The sequence below is a fragment of the Pseudoduganella albidiflava genome, from assembly GCF_004322755.1.
GTDB classification, from domain to species: domain Bacteria; phylum Pseudomonadota; class Gammaproteobacteria; order Burkholderiales; family Burkholderiaceae_D; genus Rugamonas; species Rugamonas albidiflava.
Genome location: NZ_CP036401.1, coordinates 5,609,076 through 5,624,932 on the forward strand (window position 1 = coordinate 5,609,076; position 15,857 = coordinate 5,624,932).

Here is a 15,857-nt window from a genome sequence, read left to right on the forward strand (position 1 = left end):
CAAGGTAGCGAATAACAGCAACAGATCAACAGTCCAAACTTAACGAGATAATCCGACAGGGAGATTTATCATGGCTTCGATGATTCAAATTGGTCAGCGTCACGAGTTTTCCCGCAACGAACTGCGTGATATTCACGTACTGCGTGCCAAGGTATTCCGCGACCGCATGGGCTGGGAAGTTCCGGTGCTGGGCGGCATGGAAATCGACGGCTACGACGCCCTCGAACCCCACTACATGGTGATCCGCGACGACGCCAGCAAGGTGTGCGGCTGCTGGCGCATGATGCCGACCGAAGGCCCCTACATGCTGAAGGATACCTTCCCCGAACTGCTGCACGGTGCCGCGGCGCCGGTCGATGAAAAGATCTGGGAACTGAGCCGCTTCGCGGTCGAGACGGAGGGTGATTCCAAGTTCGGTTTCGCGGAACGGGCACTGGCCGCGATGCGCAGCGTCGTGACCTTTGCCGACCAGAACGGCATCAGTAAATATGTGACCGTGACGACGACCGCCATGGAACGCCTGCTGCGCCATACCGGGGTGGAAACTACCCGCATGGGTCCTCCGCTGCAAATCGGCGTGGAACGTGCGGTGGCGCTGGAAATCCACCTGGGCGAAAAAACCCGCGCGGCGCTGTTCGGTACCGTTCACTGAAATAACGGTGCCGGCGGAAGAATGTTTTTTCGCCGGCACCCGGTTCAATGCATGTCAACTATATCGGATGTAATCATGAACAGAATCGATCGCTTTGGCCTCGCCCAATGGATGCCCGCACCGCACTTCGACCCGGAAGTGCCGGAAACGTACACGATGACGCAGCATGATCACGACCTGATTCGCGACCTGCGCTATGTGATGCATGAAAACCAGACGCAATTCTGGCACCGCTTCGGCGTAACGCAGACCCAAGGCAGCCGCTTCGAACGCGGCAGGACCATCCCGCTGCCGGTGCTGTTGCTGATCCGCCTGTATCTGCTCCGGATCGTGGGTGACGATCACCTGCAACTGGTGCGTGCGCCGGAGTTCGGCCGCTGCACCGGGCTCAGCCCGGCAGGTCGATCAAGCCCAGCCGTATCGCCTTGATGACGACGTCGTTGCGGCGGCTCACGCCGAACTTGTTGCGCAGGTTACTGATGTGGAAGTTCACACCGGCTTCGGAAATGTTCAGGATGCGGCCGATTTCCCAGGCGGTCTTGCCGGCGCTCATCCACTGCAGGCAATCGCGCTCGCGTGCCGTCAGCACCGGCACGTTCTCCGCGGGCGGCGGCGCGGCCGCGTGAACGTACTGGTGGAGTGAATCGAAGGCCACGTCGCGCAGCAGCGTCAGGGCACCGAGGTTGTGGTTCAGGTCTTTCAGGAATTCCTGGCCGGGGTTGCCGTCGCGCACGCAGGTGAGCATGCCGATCTCGCCATCCACGCCGCGGATCGGCAGCGTGACGCCCACCTTCAGGCCGAACGCGGACGCTTCCTCGTACAGCGCCTGCTGCTCGGCTGTCTTGAACGACTGCGGCAGCCACACGAACGGCGAACTGGAACGGAAGCAGTATTCCACCGTGGGATCGGCGGCCCGCAGGTTGTTGCGGTCGTAATGTTCGCGCCACTGGTTCGGGTAATTGCTGCGCAGGTAGACGTCGGCGATATTCACCTTCGGCTGCGCGATCACGGCAAACAGCACGCTGTCGAAACCCAGCTCGCGCGCCGCCGCCTGCAGGCGCAACACGGCGTCCGGCTCGTCCACCGCGTTCATCAGCGCGTCGTACGGGGAGAAAAAGTCCGGCATCAGGCCGGCACTGCCAGGCACCTCATCCATGCCGTTCCTCCAGAATGATCGGAAACTCACTGCGACCGGCCGGCTCCGCTGCCGGGAAAAAGATATCTTATCATAAACATTTTAACAATCAGTCACCGGCTTCGCCAAAAACCGGTGCTGTGTTGCGGCGCAATACATACGAGCAATCCGGTAGCCACCTCGCAAGCGAAACCCGCCGCATGAGCGGCGGTTTATTTTTCCTTGACGCACTGCAGCAAAAATTACGGCTGCGGCACCAACACTTCATCGCTTCGCCAGCCCCGTTGTCACCTTTCGACCTGCCCGGGGCGCTCGCTTGAATCCGTGCGTCGGTCAAAACCGGTATCGCGCTACCATGCCGCGATGATCACGACCGACATCCTCCATCCCCGCCCCCAACTGACCCGCCCTGACTGGATCAGCCTCGACGGCACCTGGGAATTCGCGTTCGACGATGACGACCAGGGCCGCAACGATGGCTGGCACGACGGCCGCGCATTGCCGCGCTCGATCGAGGTACCGTTCCCCTACCAGAGCGAGCGTTCCGGCATCGGCACGCAGGACGTGCATGAAATCGTCTGGTATGCCCGCACTTTCGACGTGCCGCCGGCATGGCGCGAACAGGACCTGCTGGTCCACTTCGGCGCCGTCGACTACAGCACCGAGGTGTGGATCAACGGCCGGCTGGCGGGCCGCAACCGCGGCGGCCACGTGCCGTTCTCGTTCAATATCGCGCCCTTCCTGGTCGAGGGGCCCAACCGCATCACGCTGCGAGTCGAGGACCGGCAGGACATGTACCAGCCGCGCGGCAAGCAGTCGTCGTCCGGCAAGCCGGTGCGCATCTATTACTGGTGCACCACCGGCATCTGGCAGACCGTGTGGCTGGAACCGGTGCCGCCGGTGCGCATCGATTCGCTGCGCTGGCTGAAGACCGAGCCGGACGGGCGGCTGTCGATCGAGGTGCACCTGCACGCGCCATCGGCCGGCTGGACCGTGGAGCTGGATGTGCTCGACGATACCGGCAACCGGGTCGCCTTCGCGCAGGCCGAGACCCGCTTCGCCACCGCCACGCTGGATGCGCGGATCGATGCGCCGCAAGCCTGGTCACCCGACCATCCCTACCTGTACGACCTGCGCGTGCGGCTGGTGGCCGACGGCCGGGTGCTGGACGAAATCGGCTCCTATTGCGGCCTGCGCCGCTTCGAGGCGCACGGCGGCCATTTCCACCTGAACGGCCAGCGCACCTTCCTGCTGATGGTGCTCGACCAGGGCTACTGGCCCGATACCAACCTGGCCGCGCCGTCGGCGGACGCGCTGCGCGTGGATGCCGAATGGATCAAGCGCCTGGGCTTCAACGCCGTGCGCAAGCACCAGAAGATCGAGGACGAGCGCTGGCTGTACTGGTGCGACAGGCTCGGCCTCCTCGTGTGGGAGGAAATGCCCAACACGCGCAGCTGGTCGCTGGACGCCGAAGAAGCGCTGCTGTCGGAATGGGAACGGGCCGTGGAGCGCGATGCGGGGCATCCCTGCATCGTGGCCTGGGTGCCGCTGGTGGAAAGTTTCGGCTTCCCGGCGCTGTACCGCCACCCCGGCCAGCAGGCCTTCATCGAGAAACTCGTGCTGCGCACGCGCCGGCTCGACCCGGGCCGCCTGGTGGTCGACAACGACGGCTGGGAACACACCGACCTCACCGACGTGTGCTCGATCCACGACTACACGCAGCCCGGCGACAAGCTGTGCGCCCGCTATGCCGAAACCCAGCGGACCGGCGTGCCGCCGCTGAAAGGCTGGTACAAGGACAAGCCGCTGTTCCTGCCCGGCGGCGAATACCGCGGCCAGCCGATCGTGCTCTCGGAGGTGGGCGGCTTCCTCAGCGAGCCGGAAGGCGAGGCGCCGCGCGACCGGCTGTTCGACTACTACGGCAGCGTGCGCTCCAGCGACGAGCTGCTGGCCCGCTACCGCGACCTCATCGAAAGCCTGGGCACCCTCACCTTCCTGGCCGGCGCCTGCTACACGCAGTTCACCGATGTCGAACACGAAAAGAACGGCCTGCTGACGTTCGACCGCCAGCCCAAGATCGACCCCGAACTCGTCGCCTCCCTCCACCGCGCGCTGCTGGAGCGCTACCGGAACGGCTGAACCAGCCTGCCTCCAAGGCTGAGTTCGTGTCAGCGTGCCTGGAGGAGTGCAGCCTTGCAAGGCTGCACCGTTCAGCAGGCGCGGAGCGGTGCTCCGCGAAACCCCTGGGCTGAGGAATGCAGCCTTGCAAGGCTGCACCGTTCAGCAGGCGCGGAGCGGTGCTCCGCGAAACCCCTGGGCTGAGGAATGCAGCCTTGCAAGGCTGCACCGTTCAGCAGGCGCGGAGCGGTGCTCCGCGAAACCCCTGCTTCACCCCCCTGACAGAGCTCAGCCGTTTCCGTGCAATTTTTTCCACACCGCATAATGAATCGTGTGGCATGGAAATGTTTCAAATCGTATCATTGCGCACGGTGGCGAGCTGCTACACTGATTTGTTTGAAATTTTTCCGGAGATCGCATGAGCATGGCAACGACCGGCCACCTGGCCAGGATCCTTATCGACAACCAGGAGGCATTGCTGGAGGGCTGGCTGGGCGGCATGCTGTCCCGCATGGTGCGCCGTGACAAGGCGGCAGAAGGCGAGATCCGCCAGCAGGCCGGCCGCTTCCTCACGCTGGTCGCCCGTGCCGTCGAACGGGGCCAGGCCTATGATTTCGATGCGCCGGCCTGGGCCGAGGTGCGCCAGCTGCTGGCCGAGATGTCCGCCGCGCGCGTGCGCCAGGGCTTTTCGCCGACCGAGACCGCCGGCTTCATCTTCTCGCTGAAGGAGCCGCTGTTCGCACTGCTGCGTTCCAGCCTGGCCGCCGACCCGGCCGTGCTGGCCGCCGAGGTGAGCGATACGGGCATGCTGTTCGACCGCATGGGCCTGTTCACGATCGAGGAATACCAGAAAGGCCGCGAAAGCGTGATCATGCGCCAGCAGCAGGAACTGCTGGAACTGTCGACCCCGGTCGTGCAATTATGGAAGGACGTGCTGGCACTGCCGCTGATCGGCACGCTGGACAGCGCGCGCACCCAGGTCGTGATGGAAAACCTGCTGCAGAAGATCATCGAAACGGGCGCCTCGATCGCCATCATCGACATCACCGGCGTGCCCACCGTCGATACCCTGGTGGCGCAGCACCTGCTGAAGACGGTCGCCGCCGCGCGCCTGATGGGCGCCGACTGCATCATCAGCGGCATCCGCCCGCAGATCGCGCAGACCATCGTGCACCTGGGCGTGAACCTGGAAGACGTCATCACCAAGGCCACGCTGGCCGATGCCTTCCTGGTGGCCCTGAAACGCGTGGGCGCCACCGTGGTGCGCGCCGAAGCGGCGCACTGAGGCAGCCATGGAGCGCATTCCCATATTGAAGATGGGCGACCTGCTGCTGGTCACGATCCAGGTCGACATGCACGACCGCCTGGCGATGACGCTGCAGGACGACCTGACGTCGCGCATCGTCAAGGATCGCGCACGCGGCGTGCTGATCGACATCTCGGCGCTGGACATCGTCGATTCGTTCATCGGCAGGATGATCAGCAACACGGCGGCCATGGCGCGCATCCTCGATGCGCGCACGGTGCTGGTCGGCATGCAGCCGGCGGTGGCGATCACGCTGGTCGAACTGGGCCTCACGCTGCACGGCGTGCGCACGGCACTGAACGTCGAAAAAGGCGTCCAGCTGCTCAAGCAGAGCGCGGACTAACCGGAAAGGCGATCCTTGAGCAATATTGACGTCGACGCTGTGGTGCTGCCGGTCCGGTCCGACGAGGACGTGGTGCGGCTGCGGCAGTCCGTGCGCGAACAGATGATCGCGGCCGGCTTTTCGCTGATCGACCAGACCAAGATGATCACGGCCGCCAGCGAACTGGCCCGCAATACGCTGCGCTATGGCGGCGGCGGCGAAGCGCACATGCAGAAGCTGCTGAACGGCGCCCGCAAGGGCGTCGGCCTCACCTTCATCGACCACGGTCCCGGCATCCCCGACATTCCCAGGGCGCTGACCGATGGCTATACCACCGGCGGCGGCATGGGCCTCGGCCTGTCCGGCGCCAAGCGCCTGGCCGACGAATTCGAACTCGAATCGGCACCCGGCCAGGGCACCACCGTCAGAATCTGCAAATGGAAACCATACTAGCCGCCGAACACCGGCAGCGCTGCCATGCCGTCTCGGACAGCAGCCAGGTCGCGGCGGTGCGCCGCGCCGCCGTCGAACTGTGCACGCGGCTCGGCTTCGACGACACCGCGGCCGGCGAGGTGGCGATCGCCGTCACCGAGGCGGCCACCAACATCCTGAAGCACGCCGGCCACGGCGAGATCCTGCTGCGCCCATTGTTCCAGCGCGGCGTGCACGGCCTGGAAATCCTCGCGCTCGACAGCGGCGGCGGCATCGCCAACGTGGCCGCCAGCATGGCGGACGGCCGCTCCACCGCCGGCAGCTACGGCGTGGGCCTGGGTGCCATGCAGCGCCTGGCGGCGGAGTTCGACATCTACAGCGCGCCAGGCCGCGGCACCGCCATCATGATGGCCATGTGGCCGCGCGGTTTCACCGATGTGACGCCGGCCGAGGCGGCCCGCACGGCACCCGCGCTGCATTGGGGCGCCGTGTGCCTGCCGATGCATGGCGAGGACCTGTCCGGCGACAGCTGGGCACTGGCGCACGATGCCACCTCGGCCACGGTGATGGTGGCCGATGGCCTGGGACACGGCCCGCTGGCGGCCCAGGCTTCGGAGCTGGCCGCCACCACCATCGCCGGGGAGCCCGCCCTGCCCGCCGGCACGCTGCTGCAGGACATGCACGGGGCGCTGCGCCCTACCCGCGGCGCCGCCGCGGCCGTAGCCCGCATCGACATGCTGGGCGAGACCATCACGTTTGCCGGCGTGGGCAACATCGCCGCCCACCTGATCGCCGGCGACGACCGGCGCCAGCTGGTGTCGCACAACGGCATCGTGGGCAGCAACATGCGCAAGGTGCAGGAATTCGACGCGCCATGGACCGAATCGGCACTGCTGGTGCTGCATTCGGACGGCATCAACTCGCGCTGGCGCCTGGAAGACTATCCGGGCCTAGTCGCCTGCCATCCCGCCCTCGTGGCCGGGGTGCTGTACCGCGACTTCGGCCGCGGCCGGGATGACGTGACGGTGCTGGTGCTGCGCGATCACCAGGGGTGGCGGCCATGAGCCGGCGGTTCGCCACCGCCCCCCTCGCACAGGCGCGGCCATGAGCGTGCGCATCCTCGCCATGCGCATCGAGCAGGAGCTCGACGTGGTCGCCTCGCGCCAGCGCGCGCGCCAGATCGCCGCGCTGTGCGGCTTCAACGCGCAGGACCAGGCACGCATCGCCACCGCCGTGTCGGAACTGGCGCGCAATGTGTACAGCTATGCCGGCAGCGGCCGCGTGGAGTTCGCCGTCGAGGGCACCACGTCGCCGCAGCTGCTGGTGATCCGCATCGAAGACAAGGGCCCCGGCATCGCGCACCTGGACCTGGTGCTGTCCGGCCGCTACCAGTCGCGCACCGGCATGGGCATGGGTATCGTCGGCGCGCGCCGCCTGATGGACCAGTTCGACATCCAGACCTCGACCGATGCCGCGGCGGGTACCGGCACCACCGTCACGCTGAAGAAGCTGCTCCCGCACGATGCGCCGCTGCTGACGGCGGCCAGCGTGGGCGAGATGAGCGCGCAGTTCGCGGCGCTGGCGCCGGACGTCTCGGTGGCCGAGGTGCAGCAGCAGAACAAGGAGCTGCTGGCCACGCTGGCGGAGCTTAAGTCCCGCCAGGATGAACTGATGCAGCTGACCCGCGAGCTGGAGGACACCAACCGCGGCGTGGTCGCGCTGTACGCGGAGCTCGACGAGAAGGCCGACCACCTGCGCCGCGCCGACGAGATGAAGACCCGCTTCCTGTCGAACATGAGCCACGAGTTCAGGACGCCGCTGTCGTCGATCCGCGCGCTGACCCGGCTGCTGCTGGAACGGGTCGACGGCGAGCTGACGCCGGAACAGGAAAAACAGGTGCGCTTCATCCTGAAGGGGGCCGAGTCGCTGACCGAACTGGTGGACGACCTGCTCGACCTGGCCAAGATCGAGGCCGGCAAGATCGACGTGCGCGCCGCGCCGTTCGAGGTCACCGACATGTTCTCGGCGCTGCGCGGCATGCTGCGCCCGCTGCTGGTGTCTTCGACCGTCGAACTGCTGTTCGACGAGCCGGAAGGGCCGATCACGATGATGACGGACGAAGCGAAGCTGTCGCAAATCCTGCGCAACTTCATCTCGAACGCACTGAAGTTCACCGAATCCGGCCACGTGCGCGTGTCGGCCACGCTGCTGCCGAAAGGCGAAGCGGTGCGCTTCGACGTGGCCGATACGGGCATCGGCATCGCCCCCGAGCACCAGCAGCTCATCTTCGAGGAATTCTCGCAGGTGGAAAACCGCCTGCAGCAGCGCGTCAAGGGCACCGGCCTGGGCCTGCCCCTATGCCGCAAGCTGGCAAGCCTGCTGGGCGGCTCGGTATCGCTGAAAAGCGCGCCGGGTGCCGGCTCCACGTTTTCCGCCGTGATCCCGCTGCTGCATGACGAGATGCCGGAGCCGCACGTGTTCCGCCCGGATGCGCCGGATGCCGCCGGCATCCCGGTACTGGTGGTGGAAGACGACCGTTCGTCCCAGCTGCTGTATCGCAGCTATTTCCGCAACTCGCCGTACCGCGCAATCCCCGTGCGCAGCGTGTGGGAAGCGGAACAGGCCTGGACCGTGGAGCAGCCGGCCGCCATCATCCTCGACCTTTACCTGAACGGCGGCGACAGCTGGCACTGGCTCGCCCGCATCAAGGGCGACGAACGCCGCAAGCAGGTGCCGGTGATCATCGCCTCCGAAGTGGCCGACCGCCAGAAGGCGTTTTCACTGGGTGCGGACGCCTATTTCAGCAAGCCCGTCGCACGCGACGAACTGCTGGCGCAGTTGCACGCCCTGTGCCACCAAGAGAGACCATCATGAAGGCACTCCCCATCGATCCCGTGATCCTGAACGTCGACGATACCGACGCCGCGCGCTATGCGAAGACGCGCATCCTGCAACGCGCCGGCTTCCGCGTGCTGGAAGCGGGCAGCGGCACGGAAGCGCTGCGCATGGCCCACGAGGTCGCGCCCGACCTGGTGCTGCTCGATACCAAGCTGCCCGACATCAACGGCTTCGAGGTGTGCCGCCAGCTGAAGCAGGACCCCTTGACGGCGATGGTGCTGGTGCTGCAGACCTCGGCCTCCTACCTGTCGTCGCCGGACAAGGTGCGCGCGCTCGACAGCGGCGCCGACAACTACCTGTTCGAACCGATCGAACCCGAAGAACTGGTCGCCAACGTGCGCGCCTTGCTGCGGCTGGGCCGCGTGGAACGCGAGCTGCGCGACATGGACCGCCGCAAGGATGAATTCCTGGCGATCCTGGCCCACGAGCTGCGCAACCCGCTGGGACCGATCCGCAACGCCGTCGAACTGCTGCGCAGCCTCGACCCGCATTCCTCGCCGGCGCAGGAGAACGCGCGCCGCGTGATCCTGCGCCAGACCGACCACATGGTGCGCCTGGTGGACGACCTGCTGGACGTTTCGCGCATCTCGCAGGGCAAGATCGCGCTGCGCCGCGCCGAGGTGGAACTGTGCGGGCTGCTGAAAGCCGCCGCCGAAACGGCCGAACCGAACATCGCCGTGCGCCAGCACGTGCTCACCGTGAAGCTGCCGGACCACGATATCTGGGTCGATGGCGACAGCGTGCGCCTGACGCAGGTGGTGGGCAACCTGCTGAACAACGCCGCCAAGTTCACCGCGCCCGGCGGCCACATCACACTGGCGGCCTGCCTGGAAGGCGGCGAGGCGGTGATCCGCGTGACGGACAACGGCATCGGCATTTCGCCCGAACAGGCCGAAACGATCTTCGACCTGTTCGCGCAGGCCGGCCATTCGCCGGACCGGGTGCAGGACGGGCTGGGCATCGGCCTGTCGCTGGTGCGCACGCTGGTCAACCTGCATGGCGGCAGCGTGAATGTGCACAGCGGTGGCGAGGGCCATGGCAGCACGTTCGAAGTGCGCCTGCCCACGCAGGCCCGCACGCCGCCGGCGGACGACACCGATTGCCTGCCCGATGCGGCACCGGCGCGGCCGGCCGACGTGCACCGCATCCTGGTGGTGGACGACAATGTCGATTCGGCCGAGATCGTGGCGGCACTGCTGCAGTTCGCCGGCCACGAAGTGCACATGGCGCACGACGGCGCCAGCGCGATCGAGGCGGCGCTGCGCCTGCGGCCGGACGTGGTATTCCTCGACATCGGCCTGCCCGACATGAGCGGCGTGGACGTGGCGGCGGCATTGCGCGGCTACCCCGAGCTGGAAAAAACCGCGCTGATCGCGCTGACCGGCTATGGCCAGGAAAAGGACCGGATGGGCGCGATGGCGGCCGGCTTCAACCACCACCTGACGAAACCCGTCAACATGGAAACGCTGAACGAGACGGTGCGCACGTTCATGAAGAAGACGTAAAGAGCGGCGGGCTGGGAAACCCGAGAACGCCGCGCTTGCAACAAGAATTGGCAGCACCGCACCCAAATCCACAGCAAGCGCTCGATGTCACCTTGCCGTGACATGGAGCGCTATCTCCACTCGCGAATTGGCTTCCATACAGCGATCTCTGATTTCTAGTGCAACGTTATCGCAGTTCCATTTAAGACGATTTTTCCTACCCTGCACGACTTCCAGATCGACTTTGGACAACCCAAACGTATCGATCAACTGCTTTCGAAGACCTTGGGCCTGGGTCGCACGCAATACGGGATCCAGATCGTTGTTCGTACCATATAGCGTAAGCGTAATACCAGCGCCTTCCGCAGCGTTCTCAAGAAATGCGGCCTTTTGCTTCAAGGTCGCGCCAACGGTGGGCTTGATGTCCTTCCCATCGAACAGATCGGCGTCCCATATCTCTGCGCATGCGCTTCCGTCGCGTCGTGCATGCACCAGCTTAAAATCGCTGTTCGGGATTTCTACCCTCATGCCGCCCGGGAGCTCCGGTTGCCCCATCGGCACGGCCGGGTATCGCAACAACGCTTGGCTGCCGAACTTATGCCAGATGACGTCGACACGACGCACCAGGTATTCTCCGGCCACGATAGGCTCGCAATCATTTACGGCCCTGCCCGCCGACATCGATTGAGCGATCAGAAAATCGAAATCCTCCTTTTTCATTCGCACATCGACTCGATCCTTTCGGTAGCCAAACAGCTTCATCGAAAGATCCTGCAAATCCGGGAATGCGATGAGAGTCAGAGAACCAGTGATGAATGAAACAGCGAACAACTGGCGGCGCCGGTAGGGCAAGCGCTGGTACCAGCGATCAATCGGATTATCCGGCACCCTCCTGGGATACCTCGAGTAGACCTCTACCAGCTTCCCAAAGATCAAAATGCAGGGGAAGACCCCAAAAGCGAGGAACATGAAACCAAACTGAATGGCGAGTAGCAGTGGAACCGCCGTCGCGGCAACAATGATGATTGCATCGATTACGATGCCAGCCACGAGATAAAAATTGTTCCCTTTCTTCCAATCGAGCGCGATCGTGCCACCCGGCTGCTCAGGATTTGCCCTTCGGCCTCTAGTGAACAGCCGCCATCCTTCGACCACAGCACGAAGCAGCGGGTAACAGCCAATCGCGCCAAAGGCAGCAAAGATCGTCAGCGTCACGAAAAACGCAAATGTCAGCAAGCTGAGTGCCAAAGCATCGGATGCGGAAATTCCCCCAGGATTGAAACTGTTCCTCAGGAAGTACGTACACATCAGCAAGCCACCGAACGTCAAGGTCACCAGATAAGCAAAGCCGAGTGCCTTGCTCCAGAATTCGATGCTTGGGGCTGCGCGATGGATGCCGGGTGTCGTCGGGAGTGTCTCAGGCAAGTCTTGCCGATTATTCTGATCTCTCATGATGGCAATCAAAAAAAGAATCAGGCTAACCTAGCATCGCAAGGCCCTTTTGATACGGCTCAAAGGTACTTCAGGAATGCTTCAGGCCGATTCAATCGCCCTGATCAATGGCGTTTGCTGCAAACCACGCGGCCACTTCCGCCCGCTCCCCTTCCGTCATGTTCGTCAGGTTCCCGATCGGCATCGCCTTCAGTTCCACCGCCTGCTTGTGGATCGCCAGCGCCTGCTGCCGCACCTGCTCCGGCGTATCGAACACGATGCCGGCCGGTGCGGTGGCGAAGCCGGGCTGGGTGGGGCGCGCCGCGTGGCACGACACGCAGCGCTGGTCGACGATGGACTTGATGCGGGCGAACTGCGCGGCCGGATCGGCTGTCCGCGACACGGCGGCGGGCTTCGGAGGTGCGATCATCACGGCGACGAACAGCAGCAGCGCGATGCCGATGGCGGGGTAGCGCCAGGCCACGCGCCCCTTGTGCCGCAGGTTGAAGAAGTGGCGGATGAACACGCCGGCGGCCATGACCAGCGCCAGCACCAGCCACGCGTGCTCGTGCCGGTACGTCATCGCATAGTGGTTGCTGATCATGATGAACAGCACCGGCAGCGTGAAGTAGTTATTGTGCACGCTGCGCTGCTTGGCGCGGATGCCGTGCACCGGATCCGGCCGGCCTCCGGCGCGCATCGCTTCCACCATCCGGCGCTGGCCCGGAATGATCAGCATCGCCACGTTGGCCACCATGATGGTGCCGATCATCGCGCCCACGTGCAGGTAGGCGGCGCGGCCGGACAGCAGGTGCGTAAGCGCATACGCGGCACCGGTCAGCAGCGCGAACACCACGATGCCGAACCACAGGTCGTGCTTGCCCAGCGGGGAGCGGCACAACAGGTCGTAGACGATCCAGCCCGCCACCAGCGAGCCGAGGCCGATGCCCACCGATTGCCATGCGGTGAGATCGGCCACCGTCCGGTCGATCATCATGGCCTGCGCATTGAAGTAGTACGCGACCGTCAGCAGCGCGAAGCCGGACAGCCACGTGGAATAGGCTTCCCATTTGAACCAGTGCAGTTCCTCCGGCAGCTCGGCCGGCGCGACCAGGTATTTTTGCGGGTTGTAGAAGCCGCCGCCGTGTACGGCCCACAGCTCGCCCATCACGCCCTTCTTCGCCAGCTCGGAACCGGGTGCCGGCGGCCGGATCGAGTTATCCAGCCAGACAAAGTAGAACGAGGCGCCGATCCACGCGATGCCGGTAATGACGTGCAGCCAGCGCAAGAGCATGTTCAGCCACTCGAGGCCGTAGGGGAAAAGGTAGCTGATGGCTTCCATGGGGTCCTTGGCAAATAAGTGTGGCCTGCTGGCATCTATTTACAGTCGATACAAGGATTGTGGTGCACCCGGCATGAAAGTTCACGTATATTTGACATATCCGTATCCGTATAGACACAGCCCTCGCCATGTCCGCCCTGCCGCAGCATCTCGACATCCACCTGATCCGCATCCTGTACCTGCTGCTGGTGGAAAAGAACGTTTCGCGCGTGGCGTTGAAGCTGAACCAGCCGCAGCCGTCTATTTCCGCATCGCTGCGCAAGCTGCGCGAGCTGACCGGCGATCCGCTGCTGGTGCGCGGCGCACGCGGCATGGTGCCCACCCAGCATGGCGAAAGCCTGCTCAAGCCGGCCAAGCGCATCCTCGACGAAACCGAGAACCTGTTCGTCAAGAAGACGCCCTTCGCGCCGCAGGAAGAAGCGCGCACCTTCAACATCGCCGCGCCCGATTACCTGGACAGCCAGTTCCTGCCGAGCGTGGTGGCGCTGCTGCGGCGCGGCTCGCCGAAGAGCCGCGTCATCATCCACAGCCTGGGCCCCGGTGTCGACTATGTGCGCCTGCTGTCCGACGGCGACATGGACCTGGTGATCGCGAACTGGGACGAGCCGCCCCAGCACCTGCACATCTCGAAACTGTTCGAGGACCCGATCGTGTGCGCGATGCACGCCACCAGCCCGTACGCCAAGCGCACCGCCGAGGATGCGATGACGCTGCACGAATACCTGACGCTGCCGCACGTGGCGCCGTCGCAGATGGTGCAGGGCTCGGTCGGCGTGATCGACGCCTTCCTCGAACGCCAGGGCCTGCAGCGCAACGTGGCGGTGGAATCGGCTTACTTCGGCCTGATCCCCTACATGCTGATGCAGTCGGACCTGGTGCTCACGACCGGCCGCCAGTTCGTGCAGTTCTATGAAAAGACCCTGCCGCTGAAGATCTTCACGATCCCCGTGAAATTCCCGCCGATGCGCTTCTACCAGCTGTGGCACGAACGGGTGCACCAGTCGCCCGAGCACAAGTGGCTGCGCGACCAGGTGACCGCGGCGGCCAAGGCGCTGGTGAAGGGCCGCTAGAGAACTCTGCGCCTCCCCCGTTTCCACGTTCTGGCCGGCGAAGATACCAATGACAGAAGGAGCGAACATGAAAACAGTCCAACGACGTCACATGCAATACGTGGCCGGCACCGCCGCCGCCGTGCTGCTGGCAACGGGATGCGCCGGGGTTGCGGGCACCGGAGGCCAGGCGCAACTGGCCGGCAGCGCCTGGCAGCTCGTCGGCTACCAGGCTGCAGGCACCGGCACGGCCGAAGTCCGGCCGGCCCGGCCCGATCAGTACCAGTTGCGCTTCGGCGCGGATGGCCGGCTGTCAGCGCGGGTCGACTGCAACCAGGGTTCCGGTACGTGGAGCGCCACGCCCGGCGCGGCGGGTGGCGCGTCGGGCAGCCTGATGCTCGGCCCGCTCGCCACGACGCGGATGATGTGTCCCCCGTCGCCGCTTGGCGGGCGCCTGCCCGGCGATATCGAAGCGATGCGCAGCTACCGGATCGACGGCGGGCGGCTGCACCTGGAGCTGGCCGGTGGCGGCGGCATCTATACGTGGGAACGCGTGTCGCCGTAATCCCTGCCATGCGGGAGAGGGGTTGCGCACTGCACAATCAATTGCTGGCATCGTGCCCGGATAATGGCTAAGATTGCGCTAACTCTTCGTTGGAGCGCACATGTACCAGTCGATGGAATGCCCGCTGATGGGGCAAGCAGCACCTAGCTGCGCTGCACAAAGCGAGGTCCGATGAGCGCCCTCGGCACTGGTCATGCGTACTTCGACAAGCTGATCGACGCGGCCCGCGAAGGCGCGCCTGTCACCGTGGCGCTGGCCCACCCCTGCGATGCCCACGCGCTGGAATCGGCGCTCGATGCCAGCCGGCTGGGTTTGATCCAGCCGATCCTCGTGGGCCCGCGTGCCCGGATCGAACAGGCGGCCGCGGAGGCGGGGCTGGACATTTCCGCCCTGCCCCTCGTCGATACACCGCACAGCCATGCCTCCGCGGCGCGCGCCGTGGAGATCGTGCGCGAAGGCGGCGCGCAGGCCCTGATGAAGGGCAGCCTGCACACCGATGAACTGATGGGCGCCGTCGTCTCGGCCACCACCGGGCTGCGCACCGCGCGGCGGCTCAGCCACTGCTTCGTGATGGATATCCCAGGCCACGGCGAACCGCTGATCATCACCGATGCCGCCGTCAACATCGTGCCCGCGCTGGCCGACAAGGTCGATATCGTGCAGAACGCGATCGACCTCGCGCACATTCTCGGTTTCGGCGAAGCGCGGGTCGCCATCCTGGCGGCGGTGGAGACGGTCAATCCGAAGATGCCCGCGACGCTCGATGCGGCGGCCCTGTGCAAGATGGCCGACCGCGGCCAGATCACCGGCGGCATCCTCGACGGGCCGCTGGCGATGGACAACGCCATCGACCCGGCGGCGGCCGCGATCAAGCACCTGGTATCGCCCGTGGCCGGGCGCGCGAACGTGCTGGTCGCGCCGGACCTGGAAGCGGGCAACATGCTGGCCAAGAGCCTTACCTTCATGGCCGGCGCCGGGGCGGCCGGCATCGTGCTCGGCGCCCGCGTGCCGCTGATCCTCACCAGCCGTGCCGACTCGGTGGCCGCGCGGCTGGCCTCGTGCGCTGTCGCCGTGCTGGTTGCCCGCCGCAAGATGGCGGAACCGAAGATCCTGGGCGGCTGAC

15 protein-coding genes are annotated in these 15,857 nt (G+C 65.2%); 12 read left to right on the plus strand and 3 right to left on the minus strand.

The window, feature by feature from the left end:
* The first annotated feature begins 70 nt into the window (after nt 1-70).
* Nucleotides 71-652, plus strand: coding sequence for an acyl-homoserine-lactone synthase (locus EYF70_RS23230; protein ID WP_131147506.1), 582 nt, complete (start codon nt 71-73; stop codon nt 650-652).
* Nucleotides 653-727: 75 nt separating this feature from the next.
* A complete protein-coding gene (locus tag EYF70_RS23235; RefSeq protein ID WP_131147507.1) occupies nt 728-1,081 on the plus strand; it encodes a helix-turn-helix domain-containing protein in 354 nt (117 codons plus the stop codon).
* On the opposite strand, the gene EYF70_RS23240 is transcribed toward EYF70_RS23235, so the two are convergent.
* The gene (locus tag EYF70_RS23240) at nt 1,041-1,808 is read right to left on the minus strand and encodes a helix-turn-helix transcriptional regulator (protein WP_131147508.1); all 768 of its coding nucleotides are present in this window, start codon (nt 1,806-1,808) and stop codon (nt 1,041-1,043) included. The two genes, EYF70_RS23235 and EYF70_RS23240, sit on opposite strands and share 41 nt — an antisense overlap.
* Before the next feature lie 342 nt (nt 1,809-2,150).
* On the opposite strand from EYF70_RS23240, the gene EYF70_RS23245 reads away from it, so the two are divergent.
* The 7 genes from EYF70_RS23245 (at nt 2,151) to EYF70_RS23275 (ending at nt 10,368) form a co-directional block, all read left to right on the plus strand.
* Nucleotides 2,151-3,926: a glycoside hydrolase family 2 protein gene (locus tag EYF70_RS23245; protein WP_131147509.1), complete on the plus strand. Its 1,776-nt coding sequence runs from the start codon at nt 2,151-2,153 to the stop codon at nt 3,924-3,926.
* 397 nt (nt 3,927-4,323) lie between these two features.
* Nucleotides 4,324-5,190 carry an STAS domain-containing protein gene (locus EYF70_RS23250; RefSeq protein ID WP_131147510.1) on the plus strand — a complete coding sequence of 289 codons (867 nt, stop codon included), beginning with the start codon at nt 4,324-4,326 and terminating at the stop codon, nt 5,188-5,190.
* A 7-nt stretch (nt 5,191-5,197) separates the two neighbouring features.
* On the plus strand, nt 5,198-5,554 hold the full coding sequence (locus EYF70_RS23255) for an STAS domain-containing protein (protein ID WP_131147511.1): 357 nt from the start codon (nt 5,198-5,200) through the stop codon (nt 5,552-5,554).
* Nucleotides 5,555-5,569: 15 nt separating this feature from the next.
* The gene (locus EYF70_RS23260) at nt 5,570-5,986 is read left to right on the plus strand and encodes an ATP-binding protein (RefSeq protein ID WP_229420526.1); all 417 of its coding nucleotides are present in this window, start codon (nt 5,570-5,572) and stop codon (nt 5,984-5,986) included.
* On the plus strand, nt 5,971-7,029 hold the full coding sequence (locus EYF70_RS23265) for an ATP-binding SpoIIE family protein phosphatase (protein ID WP_131147512.1): 1,059 nt from the start codon (nt 5,971-5,973) through the stop codon (nt 7,027-7,029). Before EYF70_RS23260 ends, EYF70_RS23265 begins: the two co-directional genes overlap by 16 nt.
* 40 nt (nt 7,030-7,069) lie before the next feature.
* Nucleotides 7,070-8,839 carry an ATP-binding protein gene (locus EYF70_RS23270; RefSeq protein ID WP_131147513.1) on the plus strand — a complete coding sequence of 590 codons (1,770 nt, stop codon included), beginning with the start codon at nt 7,070-7,072 and terminating at the stop codon, nt 8,837-8,839.
* Complete coding sequence (locus EYF70_RS23275; protein WP_131147514.1) at nt 8,836-10,368, plus strand: response regulator; 1,533 nt, start codon at nt 8,836-8,838, stop codon at nt 10,366-10,368. Before EYF70_RS23270 ends, EYF70_RS23275 begins: the two co-directional genes overlap by 4 nt.
* 87 nt (nt 10,369-10,455) lie before the next feature.
* Here EYF70_RS23275 and EYF70_RS23280 read toward each other — a convergent pair whose 3' ends face one another.
* Together EYF70_RS23280 and EYF70_RS23285 are read right to left on the minus strand one after the other, a co-directional pair.
* Nucleotides 10,456-11,799: a hypothetical protein gene (locus EYF70_RS23280; protein ID WP_131147515.1), complete on the minus strand. Its 1,344-nt coding sequence runs from the start codon at nt 11,797-11,799 to the stop codon at nt 10,456-10,458.
* Nucleotides 11,800-11,890: 91 nt separating this feature from the next.
* On the minus strand, nt 11,891-13,120 hold the full coding sequence (locus tag EYF70_RS23285; RefSeq protein WP_131147516.1) for a urate hydroxylase PuuD: 1,230 nt from the start codon (nt 13,118-13,120) through the stop codon (nt 11,891-11,893).
* 128 nt (nt 13,121-13,248) lie between these two features.
* Here EYF70_RS23285 and EYF70_RS23290 point away from each other — a divergent pair, with 128 nt between their 5' ends.
* The 3 genes from EYF70_RS23290 (at nt 13,249) to EYF70_RS23300 (ending at nt 15,856) form a co-directional block, all read left to right on the plus strand.
* Nucleotides 13,249-14,190 (plus strand): LysR substrate-binding domain-containing protein, encoded by a 942-nt coding sequence (locus EYF70_RS23290; RefSeq protein ID WP_131147517.1) that lies wholly within the window; start codon nt 13,249-13,251, stop codon nt 14,188-14,190.
* A 67-nt stretch (nt 14,191-14,257) separates the two neighbouring features.
* Nucleotides 14,258-14,734, plus strand: coding sequence for an META domain-containing protein (locus EYF70_RS23295; protein ID WP_165497781.1), 477 nt, complete (start codon nt 14,258-14,260; stop codon nt 14,732-14,734).
* A gap of 171 nt (nt 14,735-14,905) precedes the next feature.
* Entirely contained in the window at nt 14,906-15,856 is a 951-nt protein-coding gene (locus tag EYF70_RS23300; protein WP_131147519.1) for a phosphate acetyltransferase, read from the plus strand.
* Nucleotide 15,857: the final 1 nt, after the last annotated feature.

Bases quoted from the DNA above. Each gene is read 5' to 3' on its own strand.
- EYF70_RS23230 (WP_131147506.1), top strand. From the start codon at position 71: ATGGCTTCGATGATTCAAATTGGTCAGCGTCACGAGTTTTCCCGCAAC.
- EYF70_RS23235 (WP_131147507.1), top strand. From the start codon at position 728: ATGAACAGAATCGATCGCTTTGGCCTCGCCCAATGGATGCCCGCACCG.
- EYF70_RS23240 (WP_131147508.1), bottom strand. From the start codon at position 1,808: ATGGATGAGGTGCCTGGCAGTGCCGGCCTGATGCCGGACTTTTTCTCC.
- EYF70_RS23245 (WP_131147509.1), top strand. From the start codon at position 2,151: ATGATCACGACCGACATCCTCCATCCCCGCCCCCAACTGACCCGCCCT.
- EYF70_RS23250 (WP_131147510.1), top strand. From the start codon at position 4,324: ATGAGCATGGCAACGACCGGCCACCTGGCCAGGATCCTTATCGACAAC.
- EYF70_RS23255 (WP_131147511.1), top strand. From the start codon at position 5,198: ATGGAGCGCATTCCCATATTGAAGATGGGCGACCTGCTGCTGGTCACG.
- EYF70_RS23265 (WP_131147512.1), top strand. From the start codon at position 5,971: ATGGAAACCATACTAGCCGCCGAACACCGGCAGCGCTGCCATGCCGTC.
- EYF70_RS23270 (WP_131147513.1), top strand. From the start codon at position 7,070: ATGAGCGTGCGCATCCTCGCCATGCGCATCGAGCAGGAGCTCGACGTG.
- EYF70_RS23275 (WP_131147514.1), top strand. From the start codon at position 8,836: ATGAAGGCACTCCCCATCGATCCCGTGATCCTGAACGTCGACGATACC.
- EYF70_RS23280 (WP_131147515.1), bottom strand. From the start codon at position 11,799: ATGAGAGATCAGAATAATCGGCAAGACTTGCCTGAGACACTCCCGACG.
- EYF70_RS23285 (WP_131147516.1), bottom strand. From the start codon at position 13,120: ATGGAAGCCATCAGCTACCTTTTCCCCTACGGCCTCGAGTGGCTGAAC.
- EYF70_RS23290 (WP_131147517.1), top strand. From the start codon at position 13,249: ATGTCCGCCCTGCCGCAGCATCTCGACATCCACCTGATCCGCATCCTG.
- EYF70_RS23295 (WP_165497781.1), top strand. From the start codon at position 14,258: ATGAAAACAGTCCAACGACGTCACATGCAATACGTGGCCGGCACCGCC.
- EYF70_RS23300 (WP_131147519.1), top strand. From the start codon at position 14,906: ATGAGCGCCCTCGGCACTGGTCATGCGTACTTCGACAAGCTGATCGAC.